The following is a 14,310-nucleotide window of genomic DNA, read 5'->3' as shown; positions in this document are numbered from 1 at the left end:
GGGTTCTCATGTTGCTGGCAATCGATATTGGCAACACCCAGACGGTGGTTGGTCTGTATGAGGCCGACCGCGCCGAGGACTGCCGCGCCGAGGACGGGTTGATCGGGCACTGGCGCCTGTCCACCGTTCACGAACGCACTCCCGATGAGGTGTCGGTGCTCATTCGTAGCCTGCTGGACAGCATCGGCGTGAGCATGGAACATGATCTCACCGGAGTGGCGGTGTGCTCCGGCGTACCCCAGATCCGGGAGAGCGTGAGGATGATGGTGCAGCGCTACCTGCAATTCGAGCCGGTAGTGATCGAGCCCGGTACCCGTAGCGGCATTCCCATCCTGTACGACAACCCCCGCGAGGTGGGGGCCGATCGGATCGCCAACGCGGTGGCTGCCCACCATCTCTACGGTGGTCCCGCGGTGATTGTGGACTTCGGCACCACCAACAACTTCGATGTGGTCTCCGAGGCCGGGGAGTTCCTCGGGGGAGCCATAGGTCCGGGCATCGAGGTGAGCCTGGATGCCATGGTGGGTCGGGCCGCGGCGCTGGGTCCGGTGGCGTTGACCGAGCCCCGAAGCGTTATCGGCAAGACCACGATGGAGTCCATCCAGTCGGGGGTCATATACGGCTTCGTGGCCCAGATCGACGGGATGGTGGATCGGTTCTCCGCCGTTCTGGACAAGAACGGGGACGGTACAGATGTTGCGGTGATCGCCACTGGTGGTCTGGCTCATTTGATCGCTCCGCTGTCGGTGAGTATTGGGCATGTGGAGCCTTACTTGACCTTGCATGGCCTGTGGCTGGTCCATAGGCGTAACCGGTGAGTTTCCCGTACCGGTTCGAGGTCGCCCTGGTCGTCATCGGCCCCCGCCGGTCGTTGGTAGGGCGTAACCGGTGAGTTTTCCGTACCGGTTCGATGTCACGGCCACGGCGGCCTGGTGTCATCAGCGTTTCGGGGGGGTCGAGGCCGGTGTTGAGACCGGTGAGGAGGTGTCGGTGGCGGGGCGTGTGATGCTTCGGCGGGTGCTGGGAAAACTGGTCTTTGCCACGCTTCAGGATTCCACCGGGCGTATCCAGTTGTTCGCCCCGGCTGCGGTCACTCCCGATTTTGACGGGTTCGGCGACTTGTCGTTGGGTGATTGGGTCGGGGTGAGCGGTGAGGTGATGAGAACTCGGGCCGGGGAATTGTCGGTGAAGGTGGAGCGGTGGGAATTGCTGGCCGAGGCTCGGCGGGGTTTTCCCGACAAGTGGCATGGTCTGTCCGATCCTGACATCCGGTTCCGCCGGCGGTATGTGGATCTGTGGGTTACCGAAGAGGCTCGCCGGACATTCCGGTTACGGTCCGAGATGATGTCGCTGACCCGCCGGTGGTTGGAGTATCGGGGGTTCTGCGAGGTCGAGACCCCGGTGTTCCACCCGGTTCCCGGGGGGGCGCTGGCTCGACCGTTCAGCACCCACCACAACGCTTTGGACATGGACCTGTTCCTGCGGATCGCCCCCGAGTTGTATCTGAAGCGGCTGGTGGTGGGGGGAATGGAGAAGGTGTTCGAGATTGCCCGGGTGTTTCGCAACGAGGGGATCTCCACCCGTCACAATCCCGAGTTCACCATGCTGGAGTTGTACTGGGCCTACGCCGATTACGGCGATGTCATGGAACTGGTGGAGGAGCTGGTTGCCCATCTGGCCCGCGAACTCAAGGGCACCACCGTGATCAGCTACGGCGGCCGGGAGCTGGACCTCACCCCTCCATGGCGCAGGGCCCGGTTCATCGACCTCCTCACCGAGCACAGCGGCCTGGATGTGGATTTGGAGACCCCGCTGGAGGAGTTACGTTCGCACTGCACGGCCCGGGATATACCGGTTGAGGACCGTTGGGGACCGGGCAAGCTCTTGCTGGAGTTGTATGAGAAGACCACCGAGGCCGAACTGTGGGGCCCGGTGTTCGTGTGCGACTACCCCGAGGAGGTGTCGCCCCTGGCCCGCCGCCACCGCGAGCACCCCGGTTGGGCCGAGCGCTTCGAGACCATCGTGGCCGGCCGGGAACTGGCCAACGCCTTCAGCGAGCTGACCGATCCCGACGAGCAGCGGGCCCGCTTCGAGGAGCAGGCCACCGACCGGGACGCGGGCGACACCGAGGCCATGGATGTGGATACCGACTACCTGCGGGCTCTGGAGTTCGGCCTTCCTCCCACCGGTGGCCTGGGGGTAGGCATGGACCGGCTGGCCATGCTCCTGGCCGACGTGCCCTCCATTCGCGACGTGATCCTGTTCCCCACCCTACGCCCCGAAGCTCCATAGGCATTACTCCTAGCTGTAGCGCCTACGGAGGTTGTTGACAGTGGGCTAGCTCTGCTGGTGGTCGTGACGGTTTTGTAGGGGGTACTTGCGCGGGGGGGGGGGTTTGGTTATAGTGGGGGTTATGTTGAGTTTTTTGCGGGTTGGTTTGGTTTCTAGCCGGGGGGGGGGTAGTCGTTTAGGGCTGCCCTGGTTTGGGCTCCTGGTTTTGGTGGGGTTGTTGGGGTCGGTGTTGGTTTCGGTTGGGGGTGTGGGTGCGCAGGGGGGTGTGCCGTCGTATCCGCGATCGCCGGGGTTGGTGGTGTTGGGTGGTGGTCAGGTTCGGTTGTCGTGGGAATCGCCGGGGTCGGGTGAGGTGCGTTATGAGTATGTGTTTTCGCGGTCGACCGATGAGGGTACCACGTGGGATCCGCCGGTGGATAGGGTGGTGGATGCTTCTACGAATTTAGCGCCTACTTCGGGGGATCGTAGTGGGGTTGTGTGGGTGCCGGTGCCGGGGGGTGGGGCTGCTCGGTCGGTGGTGGTGTCGGGTTTGGTGGTTGGTAGCACCTACCGGTTCTTCGTAAGGGCTGTGAACGCTGCGGGAGCGGGGCTAATTCGTGAGCTTAGTAGCGTGGCTGAGGGGGATTTGATGTCTGGTGTTGCGCCGGTGCCGGCGGGTTTGCGGGCGGTTCCTGGGGATTCCCAGGTGGAGTTGAAGTGGACCAAGGCTTCCGGTGAGGTTGCGGGGTCCGGGTTTTCTCCTATTTTGCGGTACGAGTACGCGATCAAACAGGGTGATGGAAAGTGGTCGGCGTGGTCGTCGATGCCGGATTTGATGCGTGGGAGTTCGGTTTTGGCGGCTGGGAATCGTGATTCGTTCGTGGTTTCGGGTTTGGTTAATGATGTTGGGTATTCGTTCCGGGTGCGGGCGGTTAACAAGCATGGCAATGGTGCCACCGGTGTGGTGGGGCCGGTGGTGGTGGGGGGTGCGCCGGGTGCTCCTCGTAACTTTGTGGTGACACCGGGGGATAAGTCGGCGTTGTTGTCGTGGCAGCCGCCGGGGGTGGTTGGCTCCCCGGTAACGGGTTGGGAAGTGCGGTGGACGAATTTGGGGACTTACAGCCGTCTGGATAGCGCGGCGTGGTTGAGGGTTCCTGGTGGGGTGGGGGTCAGGTCTTATTTTGTGAGTGGTTTGGATAATACCAAGAGTTATTTGTTTGAGGTGCGAGCGGTTAATGCGTTGGGTGGGGGTTTGGGGGCGCGTTCTGGGTTCGTGTATTTGGGTGCGCTGCTGGATGCGCCTGGTGAGTTTAAGGCGAAGACGGTGACGGAGTCGTCGGTGACATTGGGGTGGGATCAGTCGGCTAATTTCGATAGTAGTGGTGGTGGTGTGAGGTTTAGGCGGTATGAGTATTCGGTGCGGGCTGGTGATGATGACTGGGGTGGTTGGGTGGCGATACCGGGCGACTACAGGACCAGAGAGTATGAGGTTCCGGGTTTGACGGCGGGTGTGGGTTATCGGTTCAGGTTGCGGATGGTGAATAGTGTTGGTGCGGGTGCGGCAGCAGAGACGGGGGTTGTTTATCCGGGTACGGTGCCAGCAGCGCCGGCGGTGTCCGCGGAGGTGGTGTCGGATTACACGATAGGGTTGCATCAGGTGGTTTTGTCATGGACTGGTGGTGATGGTGGTTCCCCGATAACGAAGTGGCAGTTGAAACATGCGACAACGGTGGACGGGTTGACCAGCGCGGTGCGGCATGATTTGTGTGATAACACAGCGGGGGCGGATCCGACCTGTGCGGGGTTGTCGACGGTGACGTTGCCCCAGTATCGGACCTTCGATTATCTGAGTGCAACTACGTGTTTTCTTAGGTTGTGTATGGGGCGTTTGGGTGCGGGGGATCGTTATTTTGTGTTGCGGGCGGAGAATGCTAGGGGTGTGGGTTTGGAGTCGGGGGTGGTGAGGGTGAACATCGCCAAGGGTGTTCCCTCTATGCCGTTGACGGTGGTTTTTAGGGGTTATACTGATGACCCCCGCACCGATGGTCGGCCTCATATGGGTGCAAATTCTCCTGGTAGTTATCTTCATGGTGGTACGCGTTTGCGGAATGAGTATTCGTGGAGGGTGGGTGATGGGCCGTGGGGTGGGTGGGTTACTCAAGATGGTACCCTTGCTAGAGCTACTGAGCGTTTTGATGAGATGACTTTTCGGGTTGGGGAGACTTACACGTTCAGGTACCGGACGGTGTCTGATTTGGGGGCGGGTTATGCGGGTGAGTCGGAACCGTTTGTGTTCGGGGCTCCGCCTTTGCCCGGTGCTGATGGTTGGGCAGGTGCTAACTTGACGCGCCCGGAGGTTTTGGCAATACCGGGTAATGGTCAGGTGAGGTTGAACATCATCCGAGCCAAAGCGCTTTTTGTAAGGCGTGGTGGTGCTTTTGTGGTTGGTTATGAGAATGCTTTCACCGATACCGATGGTACTTATGATGACACGGTTTGGGAGTATTCGTATCGTCCTGTGGGTGGTGAGTGGTCGCCGTGGGCGGTGTCCAACACGGGTCAAAGGTTCGCGGGGCGGGATGCGAGCAGCACCAATGTGCATACCGATGGGATAACGGTGTCGGGTTTGCGTAATGGGGTGGCCTACGAGTTCAGGGTTCGGGCGCGGAACCGGCACGGCACCGGTTGGTTGGAGGGTCCTGCATTGTATTCCAACGGTGCCGGTTTGACTAACAAATCCGCCGATGTTTACCCCGACAAGGTGGCCATACCCGGTGTGGCACCCCCCGCGCCGGCAGGGTTGACCGCTTCGGGTGGCGATGGCCAGGTGACGTTGTCGTGGACGTCGGTTGGGTCTGGAGGCCCGCCGATCATCCGCTGGGAATACCGTCAACAGAGCCGAGCCGCGAACGCTGACAATTTTGGTACTTGGGGCGATTGGACACCGGTTCCGGGTTCGGGGCCGTCTACGACTTCGGCGGTGATAAAGGGTTTGACCAATGGCACGACGTTCCGGTTCCGGTTGCGGGCGGTGAACGCGCTGGCATCTTTGGACAGCGGTGGTGTTTTCAATCTTGGAACTAACACCGCCGCTAACGGCGCGGAGGCGCAGTCGTTGGCAGTCACCCCGGGCAAGACACCTACCTCGCCTCGCCAGGTGCGGGTGACACCGGCCGATGGTGGGGTGAGAATCGCTTTGTTGGCCCCGGTGGGTGGTTCTGCGGTTTTGGGTTATGAGGTTCGGACGCGTCGCAGCGGTAGTGGCAGTTTTGATGCGTGGCAATCGTTGGGAGCTCGTATCACCCCACCGGCTCGCCATTTGGCGGAGTCGGTTGGGGTGCCGGTGCGGGGCCTGGTCAACGGGGTGGGCTATGACTTCGAGGTGCGGGCGGTGAACCAATTCGGTGCCGGCCCGGCTGCGGGGGTGGTTGGTCCGATAACACCGGTGGGTGCACCCACCGGGGGTTCGCTGCAAGCCACCGCCGGCGATGGTCAGGTCATGCTGTCGTGGGATGCGGTGAACACGGGGGGTAGCACGGTTACGGGTTGGCAGTACCGAATGAAAACCAACAGTGGGGGTTACGGTTCATGGACGACCGTCACCGGGGGTGCCCCAGCGCGCAGCCTGGTGGTGGATGATCTCGCCAACGGCCGGGCCTACACGTTCCAGGTGCGAGCCATCACCACCAACACCCAGGTGATCGGGGCGGCGTTCCAGTCCGATCCGGTCACCCCCTCAGCGGTGCCCCCCGCACCCACGGTGACCGCCACCGCGGGCAACATGATGGTCACTTTGAACTGGGACCCCGGTGCTGGCGGGGCGGTAGGGGAATCGTCGTGGGCTGCCCCCGTTACCGGGTGGCAGTACCGGGCCAAACCCGCCGACGGTGATTACGGCACCTGGTCTGATCTTCCCACCGCGACCACCACCGTTGATATTGGTGATTTGATGAACGGCACCGCTTACATGTTCGAGGTCAGGGCTCAGAACAAGATGGGTCCCGGAACCGCTGGTACTGCGACGGCGACGCCGGCGACGGTGCCCTATGCGCCGGAAGTGTCCACCACGGCTGGTGACAAGACGGTGACAGTGTCGTGGACACCGGGTGGTGATGGGGGTTCGGTGGTGACGGGTTGGCAGTTGCGTACCGGTGATGGCCAGTGGGCGGACCATCTTGCTGGTACCACCTCGGTGCCGGTGCAGGATCTCACCAACGGCACCGCTTACACCTTCCAGGTTCGAGCTCAAAACGCGATGGGTGCTGGTGCTGTTGGGGTTGTGACCGCGACGCCTGCTACCACCCCTGCTGCGCCTACTGTTACCGCCACACCTGGTGACGGCACCGTTACTTTGTCGTGGACACCCGGTACCAATGGGGGGTCTGCGGTGACCGGTTGGCATTTGCGGGTCGATGATGGCCAGTGGCAGGAACTGACCACGATGGGTTTGGGTGCCGATGCCACCTCGGTGCCGGTGTCGGACATGGTCAACGGCACCAGTTACACGTTCCACATAAGAGCCCAGAACGCGATGGGCCTCGGTGCTGTCGCCTCTGTCACGGCGACACCCGCCGCAGTGCCTGAGGCCCCCACTGTGTCTGCGACGGCCACCGATGGCACCATCACCGTCACCTGGATGGCGCGTGGTGATGGGGGTTCTGTGGTGACGGGTTGGCAGTGGCGCACCCAGGTCGGGAGTGCCGGTTTTGGTGAGTGGGCCGATGTTGGTGCGGTCACGATGAGCACGGTCATAACCGGTACTAATACTGGTACCGGTCCGGTGACCTATACCTTTGAGGTGCGAGCCGTAAACGCCATCGGTGCCGGTCCCGCGGGTACCTCGTCCACCATCACCTCCGGCGACGATGCTCCTGGTGGTGACACCCCCAGTGATCAGGTTTATTACTCCGGCCCGGTCACCGGTCCGAGTTTTTGTGCGGAGTTATCTTTGGGTGGGGCCCGCTTGTTCGCCCTCGACAGTGATGGTGATGGGGTGGCCGATATTTGCTCGCTGCCCTACACCCGCCGCGAAGCCATAGCCCGCCAAAACGCGGTTATCACCCTGGCCAACCGGTATCCCGACCTGTATCGCCGACTCGTCAACGCCGAGTGCGCCAACCAACCCGGCAACGAGGCTTGCGGTGGCGAGGAGTTGGCCGCACCGGGGTTCCCACCTCCCAACGACGGGGGTCCCTATTACTCGGGTACCATCACCGGCCCCTCCTATTGCGCCAACCGTTCCCTGGGAGGGCCAACCACCTACCCCCTCGACAGCGATGGTGACGGCGTGGCCGATGTCTGCTCGTTGCCCTACACCCGCCGCGAGGCCATAGCCCGCCAAAAAGCCGGTGACACCCTGGCTGCCACCTATCGCGACGAGTACAGAACCATTCTGGTTGAGGAGTGCCGCCGCCTGGGTCGTGGTAACTACGGCGACAGCGTGGCTGATCTGAACAACGACATCTGCAACAACTGACCCACCCCCACCCTATTTCTCCCCGCCGGGGTGTCCCCCACCACCCGGGGTCAACCCCGGCGGGGACCCACCTTTGCTTTCAACCGATTCCTTTCAAACGATTCTTGGTGGCCGACCCCGCATCACCCAGATGGTATGCCCTAACTAACCCACTCCGTGTTGGGCCACGATTGGTTGGTCAGCGGTCGCCGAGGGGGATGCGGGCTCGGTCGATCAGGTGATCGGTGGCCATACCGAGGGCTGCGGTGGTGGTGGTGGGTGGCAGCTTCTCCAGGTTGGCCGATGCCTCTTGGGCGTAGCGCCGGGCCGTGTCCAGGGCTTCCTCCACCCCGCCGCTGGTCCGCACCAGTTGCAGGGCCGAGCGGATGTTGGCGTCCGACACCGTTCCGCCCAGCAAATCCCGGAGCTGCGGGCCGCAATCGGAACCCAGCGCTCGGATCACCGGCAGGGTGTAGACCCCCTCGTGCAGGTCGTTGCCCGACGGCTTTCCCAGGTGCTCGTCGGTGGCGACGATGTCCAGAATGTCGTCCACCACCTGGAAGGCCAGCCCGTAGCAGCGGCCGAACTCCGTGAGGGCGTCCACCATCAGCCGGTCCAGCCCCGCCACCAACCCACCGATGCGGCACGAGGTGGCGAGCAGGGAGGCGGTCTTGCCCTCGATCGAGTCGGTATAGGAGGTCTCGGTACGATTGGGGTTACCGGTGTCCTGCAACTCCCGCACCTGTCCCTCGCAGAGCCGGCCGATGGTGGCGGCCAGCAGCCCCGCCACCTCCGTGCCCAGTGAGGCGGCCAGCTCCGACGCTCGGGCCAGCAGGAAATCGCCGGCCAGGATGGCCCGCAGATTGCCCCACTTGGCGTTCACGCTGGCCACGTTGCGGCGCACCTGGGCCTCGTCCATCACGTCGTCGTGATACAGCGAGCCGAGGTGAACCAGCTCCACCGCCACGCCCCCGGTGAGCACATCGTCGTTCGCGGGTCCGGGCCGGTTGTGGGCGATGGCGGCGGCGGCGATCACGAACCCGGGCCGAACCCTCTTACCGCCGGCCCGGATGAGGTGGCCGGCAACCTCGGTGAGGAATGGATCCTGGGTCTGTACCGCGGCCTCCAGGCGCAGCTCCAGCCTTTCCAGGTCGCGCCCCATGGTGGGAATCAGATCGAGGGGGCTGCGAGCCACGCCGTCAAGCGTAGTGGCCCTGCCCGCTTTCTCCCCATCCGACCGGGTTCGGGCCCCATCCGACCGGGTTCGGGCTTGGGGAACGAAAGGGGGCAGTGGGATGGTTACACTTCAGGTCTAACCCCCTCCCCTACTGGAGACTGCTGTGTTCGAGAGATTCACCGATCGTGCCCGCCGGGTTGTTGTGCTGGCCCAGGAGGAGGCGCGCCTGCTTCACCACAACTACATAGGTACCGAGCACATCCTTCTGGGCCTGATCCACGAGGGCGAGGGGGTGGCCGCCAAGTCCCTGGAATCTTTGGGCATCTCCCTGGAGGCGGTGCGCAAGCAGGTTGAGGAGATCATCGGTCAGGGCGGGTCGTCCCCGTCGGGGCACATCCCGTTCACCCCCCGGGCCAAGAAGGTTCTGGAGCTGTCGCTGCGGGAGGCGTTGCAGCTCGGCCACAACTACATAGGTACCGAGCACATCCTTTTGGGCCTGATCCGGGAGGGCGAGGGGGTGGCCGCCCAGGTCCTGGTCAAGCTGGGTGCCGATCTGTCCCGGGTCCGTCAACAGGTCATCCAGCTCCTGTCGGGTTTTGGCGGCCCCCATGGGGTGGGCGGCTCGGAGAAGGCAACCACCTCTCCCGGCGGTAGCGGTGACGGAAGCCCATCGGGCTCGCTGGTGCTCGACCAGTTCGGACGCAACCTCACCAAGATGGCCCGGGATAAGGGGCTGGACCCGGTCATCGGTCGCCAGCGGGAGACCGAGCGGGTCATGCAGGTGCTGTCCCGCCGCACCAAGAACAACCCGGTTCTGGTGGGGGAGCCCGGTGTGGGCAAGACCGCCATTGTCGAGGGCCTGGCCCAGAGGATCGCGGTCGACGACGTTCCCGAGACCATCCGCAACAAGCAGCTCTATACCCTGGATTTGGGCGCGCTGGTGGCCGGGTCCCGCTACCGGGGGGATTTCGAGGAGCGTCTCAAGAAGGTGCTCAAGGAGATCAAGACCCGGGGTGACATCATCCTGTTCATCGACGAGTTGCACACCCTGGTGGGAGCGGGGGCCGCCGAGGGGGCCATTGATGCCGCCTCCATCCTCAAGCCCATGCTGGCCCGGGGCGAGCTTCAGACCATTGGGGCCACCACCCTGGACGAATACCGCAAGCACCTGGAGAAGGACTCCGCCCTGGAGCGTCGCTTCCAGCCGGTCAAGGTCGAGGAGCCCACCATCGCCCACACCATTGAGATCCTCAAGGGGTTGAGGGATCGCTACGAGGCGCACCACCAGGTCACCATCACCGACCAGGCCCTGGTGGCCTCGGCCAACCTGGCCGACCGCTACATCTCCGATCGCCACCTGCCCGACAAGGCCATAGACCTGATCGACGAGGCCGGCTCCCGCCTGCGAATCAAGCGCATGGACACCCCCAACGACTACCGGGACTTCGAGAACCAGCTCGCCCAGGTCGTGGCCCAGAAGAAGAGCGCGGTGGAGCAGCAGGACTTCGAGGAGGCCGGACGGCTGCGGGATCAGGAGAAGGAACTTCTGGCCGGCAAGGAGAAGATGGAGGAGGAGATCCGGTCCAAGGGCGTGGATCTGTTCGACGAGGTGGACGAGGAGGCCGTGGCCGAGGTGCTGTCGATCTGGACCGGCATCCCCGTCTACAAGCTCACCGAGGAGGAAACGGCCAAGCTCCTGCGGATGGAGGACGAGCTGCACAAGCGGGTCATCGGCCAGGAGGACTCCATCAAGGCGGTGTCGCAAGCCATTCGCCGCACTCGGGCCGGCCTCAAGGATCCCAAGCGGCCCAGCGGATCATTCATCTTTTTGGGTCCGTCGGGCGTGGGCAAGACCGAGCTGGCCAAGACGCTGGCCGAGTTCCTGTTCGGCGATGAGCAGGCCCTCATCTCCCTGGACATGTCGGAGTACATGGAAAAGCACACGGTCAGCCGGTTGGTGGGTTCACCGCCGGGTTACGTGGGTTATGAGGAGGGCGGGCAGCTCACCGAGGCGGTGCGTCGCAAACCGTTCTCGGTGGTCCTGTTCGACGAGATAGAGAAGGCCCATCCCGATGTGTTCAACACCCTCCTGCAAATCCTGGAGGAGGGTCGTTTGACCGACAGCCAGGGTCGGTCGGTGGACTTTCGCAACACCGTGCTCATCATGACCTCCAACCTGGGCACCCAGAACCTTCGCAAGGCCAACCTGGGGTTCACCAAGGCCGACGGGGCCGTTACCTACGAGCGTATGAAGGAGAAGGTCACCGATGCCCTCAAGGATCACTTCCGCCCCGAGTTCCTGAATCGCATAGACGAGGTCATCGTGTTCCACGAGTTGACCCGGGAGGAGGTAACCCGGATTGTGGACCTCATGATCAAGCGGTTGCAGAACCAGCTCGAGGCTCAGGGCATAGGGTTGGAGCTCACCGATATGGCCAAGGTATTGCTGGCCCAGCGGGGGTACGACCCGACGCTGGGGGCCCGCCCGCTGCGCCGGGCCATCCAGCGCCTGGTGGAGGATCCGCTGTCGGAGCGTCTCCTGTGGAAGGAGTTCCGGGCGGGTGAGATCATCCTGGTGGATGCCGAGGACGATCCCGACGAGCCCGGCTCGGAGCGGATCTGCTTTCGGGCCACCGAGGGCTTCGAGCCGCCCCCGGTGGAAGAACTGGCCGGCACCCAGTAGACATGCCCGAGCGGGTCGGCATGCAGGCCGCGAGACGATGGACGAGCGTGCCCTCGGTGATCCTCGGGTTTTCGCGGTTCCGCCGGGTTTCGGCTGAGGGTGCGGCGGTGTCGGGGCCCTCGGTGGTCCTCGGGTTTTCGCGGTTCCGCCGGGTAGCCCTTCTTTTGGCATTGGTATTAGGGCTGACCGCCTGCCAGGTGGACATCGAGGTGGGCATCGACTTCAACGAGGACGGCTCCGGGGTGGTCACGGTGGAGGTGGCGCTGGACGGGGAAGCGGTGGCGCTGGCCCCCGGCATCACCTCCCGGTTGCTGACCGAGGACATCGAGGATCCGGCCTCGGGCTGGATATACAACGAACCCAGGATCGACGACCAGGGCCGGACCAACTTCTCCGCGTCCAAACCGTTCGGGTCGCCCGGCCAGCTCGAATCGGTGCTGGACGAGATCTTCGGCTCCGAGGAGGTGTTCCGGGATTTCAAGTTCGAGCGGTCCACTCCTTTCGCTCAGACCAACTACCGGGTTACCGGGGTGGTCGATCTGTCGGGCGGGCTGGACCTGTTCACTCATCCCGAACTCACCGAGCGCCTGGGTGGGCAACCCCTGGGGCGCCCCATCTCCGAGCTGGAGGCCGAGCTGGGAGGGTCGCTGATCGACATGGTGGCCGTGCGGCTGGTCCTGGACATGCCGGTGGGTACCGAGCAGCAGGAGATCCTGGAGCTGGGAGGGGCCCCGATTAGTATCGAGATGACCGGCCAGGAGGAGAGCGCCACCGCGGTGACCCTCCGGTGGGTGGCCTGGGCCGCGTTCGCGCTACTGGGCCTGGCCGTGCTCATTGCCGGGGCCGGGTACCTGCTGGAGCGGCGAGCCCGGGATCTCAGCACCGATCCGACCATGGCCCAGGAATCCCCTGCCCGCTCCGCCGGTCCCGCGGCGACCCCACCCCCGGCTCGCCGGTTGCGGTTGGTGGTTCTGAACCCGCTCGGGGTGCTGTTCGAACCGGCGGACGAGCCGGCCCGGCTTCTTGCCTCCTTCGTGGCCGAGCGTGGCGGGGAGATGGACGACGAGAGCGTGTACAACCTCCACCACCAGGCGGTTCTCGGCCGCATAACCCCTGCCGAGTTGTGGTCCGGGCTGGGACTGGACGGCGACCCCGCCGAACTCACCGAGCAGTACCTGGATCAGTACACCGTGAGGTCCGGGGCCCGGGATTTCGTGGGCGAGATGGCTCGCCGGGAGCTGCCGGTGGCCTGCCTCACCAACGACATCGCCCTGTGGTCGTCGGCGCTGCGGGATCGGCTCCAGATAAACACCGTGGGCACCTGGATAGTGAGCAGCGAGGTGGGTGTGTGCATGCCCGCTCCCGGTATCTACGAGGCTCTGCGCCGGACGACGGCGATTCCTTACGAGAACGCGCTCTTGGTGGATGTGAGGGTTGAACATCTGGACACCGCCCAGGCGCTGGGTATGTCCACCGCGCTGCTGGCCGAGGTTCGCCCCGAGGCCCCTGGCCACGCGGTTGTGACCAGCTTCTCCGACTTCTTCCGCCGCCGCCCCCGCTCCTGACCCGACCCCGGGTGATTAGAAGATCCCGGGCAACTAGAAGACCCCGGGCAACTATAAGATCAGCCTGGCGGCCTGGGTGGCGAAGTAGGTGAAAATCAAAGGTGTTTGGCGGCCTGGGTGGCGAAGTAGGTCAGGATCACATCCGCTCCTGCCCGGCGGATACCGGTGAGAGTCTCGCTGATGAGGGCTTGCTCGTCCAGCCATCCCGACGCGGCGGCCGCCTTGATCATCAGGTACTCGCCGCTGACCTGGTAGGCCGCCACCGGCACCACCGATGCATCGGCGAACCTCCTCACCACGTCCAGGTAGGGGCCGGCGGGTTTGACCATCACCATGTCGGCCCCCTCGGCTGTGTCCAGCTCCAGTTCCCGCAGGGCTTCGCGGCTGTTGGCCGGGTCCATCTGGTAGGTCTTCTTGTCGCCATGGCGGGGGGCCGAGTCCAGTGCCCCCCGGAACGGCCCGAAAAAAGCCGATGCGTATTTGGCGGTGTAGGCGCAGATACCCACGCCGTGGTGGTCGTGGTGGTCGAGCGTTTCCCGGATGGCCCCAACCCGACCGTCCATCATGTCGCTGGGCGCGACGATGTCGGCCCCGGCATCGGCATGCATCAACGCCTGGCGGCACAGCACCTCCACGGTTTCGTCGTTGAGGACGGTACCGTCGGGGCTCACGATGCCGTCGTGGCCGTCGCTGCTGTAAGGGTCGAGGGCCACATCGGTCATCACCACCGTGTCGGGATGGGTGGCCTTGATGGCTTCGATGGCTCGGGGTACCAGCCCGTCGGGGTTCCAGGCCTCGTCGCCGGTCGGGGTCTTCAACTCCTCGGGGGTGACTTCGAACAGGACCACAGCCCGAACCCCGAGATCGGCGGCCCGTCCCACCTCGTCCACCAGGCCCTTCGTGCTCCAGCGGTTCACGCCGGGCATCGAGTCGATGGGTTCGTCGGAACCTCCGTGAACGAACAGGGGCAGCACGAGGTGGGCCGGGGTCAGCTCGGTCTCGCGCACCATGTCCCGGATGGCGGGGGTGCGCCGGTTCCGTCTCGGTCGGGCGATCAACTCCAGAGGCATTCTCCAATGTTCCCATCCCCGGCCCCGTTGTGCGCTGCTGATGGCGGGCGGGGATGTAAGGGGCGGGGTTGCTGGGGGCCTTTGCCCGT

General features: G+C 64.0%; 7 protein-coding genes. 5 read left to right on the top strand and 2 right to left on the bottom strand.

The window, feature by feature from the left end; all coding sequences use genetic code 11:
- Nucleotides 1–8: 8 nt before the first annotated feature.
- The 3 genes from ACOGXC_RS10560 (at nucleotide 9) to ACOGXC_RS10550 (ending at nucleotide 7,747) form a co-directional block, all read left to right on the top strand.
- Nucleotides 9–818 (top strand): type III pantothenate kinase, encoded by an 810-nt coding sequence (locus ACOGXC_RS10560; RefSeq protein ID WP_419918159.1) that lies wholly within the window; start codon nucleotides 9–11, stop codon nucleotides 816–818.
- Nucleotides 819–888: 70 nt separating this feature from the next.
- Nucleotides 889–2,292, top strand: coding sequence for a lysine--tRNA ligase (gene lysS, locus ACOGXC_RS10555; protein ID WP_419918158.1), 1,404 nt, complete (start codon nucleotides 889–891; stop codon nucleotides 2,290–2,292).
- 247 nt (nucleotides 2,293–2,539) lie between these two features.
- Nucleotides 2,540–7,747 carry a fibronectin type III domain-containing protein gene (locus ACOGXC_RS10550; protein WP_419918157.1) on the top strand — a complete coding sequence of 1,736 codons (5,208 nt, stop codon included), beginning with the start codon at nucleotides 2,540–2,542 and terminating at the stop codon, nucleotides 7,745–7,747.
- A 178-nt stretch (nucleotides 7,748–7,925) separates the two neighbouring features.
- On the opposite strand, the gene ACOGXC_RS10545 is transcribed toward ACOGXC_RS10550, so the two are convergent.
- Entirely contained in the window at nucleotides 7,926–8,921 is a 996-nt protein-coding gene (locus ACOGXC_RS10545) for a polyprenyl synthetase family protein (protein WP_419918156.1), read from the bottom strand.
- Between the two features lie 145 nt (nucleotides 8,922–9,066).
- Between ACOGXC_RS10545 and ACOGXC_RS10540 the strand changes: the two genes are divergently transcribed.
- Nucleotides 9,067–11,586, top strand: coding sequence for an ATP-dependent Clp protease ATP-binding subunit (locus tag ACOGXC_RS10540; RefSeq protein WP_419918155.1), 2,520 nt, complete (start codon nucleotides 9,067–9,069; stop codon nucleotides 11,584–11,586).
- A 2-nt stretch (nucleotides 11,587–11,588) separates the two neighbouring features.
- Nucleotides 11,589–13,151: a hypothetical protein gene (locus ACOGXC_RS10535; protein ID WP_419918154.1), complete on the top strand. Its 1,563-nt coding sequence runs from the start codon at nucleotides 11,589–11,591 to the stop codon at nucleotides 13,149–13,151.
- Nucleotides 13,152–13,246: 95 nt separating this feature from the next.
- Here ACOGXC_RS10535 and hemB read toward each other — a convergent pair whose 3' ends face one another.
- Nucleotides 13,247–14,221: a porphobilinogen synthase gene (gene hemB / locus ACOGXC_RS10530; RefSeq protein ID WP_419918153.1), complete on the bottom strand. Its 975-nt coding sequence runs from the start codon at nucleotides 14,219–14,221 to the stop codon at nucleotides 13,247–13,249.
- Between the last annotated feature and the right edge of the window lie 89 nt (nucleotides 14,222–14,310).

Source organism: Candidatus Poriferisocius sp. (assembly GCF_965202595.1).
Lineage (GTDB): Bacteria > Actinomycetota > Acidimicrobiia > Acidimicrobiales > Bin134 > Poriferisocius.
Note: the sequence above shows the minus strand (reverse complement) of the source record. Positions and strands in the feature narration are given on the sequence as shown.

What these genes read in the sequence shown, in the direction of transcription:
- hemB (WP_419918153.1), bottom strand. Translation starts at nt 14,221, where the DNA reads ATGCCTCTGGAGTTGATCGCCCGACCGAGACGGAACCGGCGCACCCCC.
- ACOGXC_RS10535 (WP_419918154.1), top strand. Translation starts at nt 11,589, where the DNA reads ATGCCCGAGCGGGTCGGCATGCAGGCCGCGAGACGATGGACGAGCGTG.
- ACOGXC_RS10560 (WP_419918159.1), top strand. Translation starts at nt 9, where the DNA reads ATGTTGCTGGCAATCGATATTGGCAACACCCAGACGGTGGTTGGTCTG.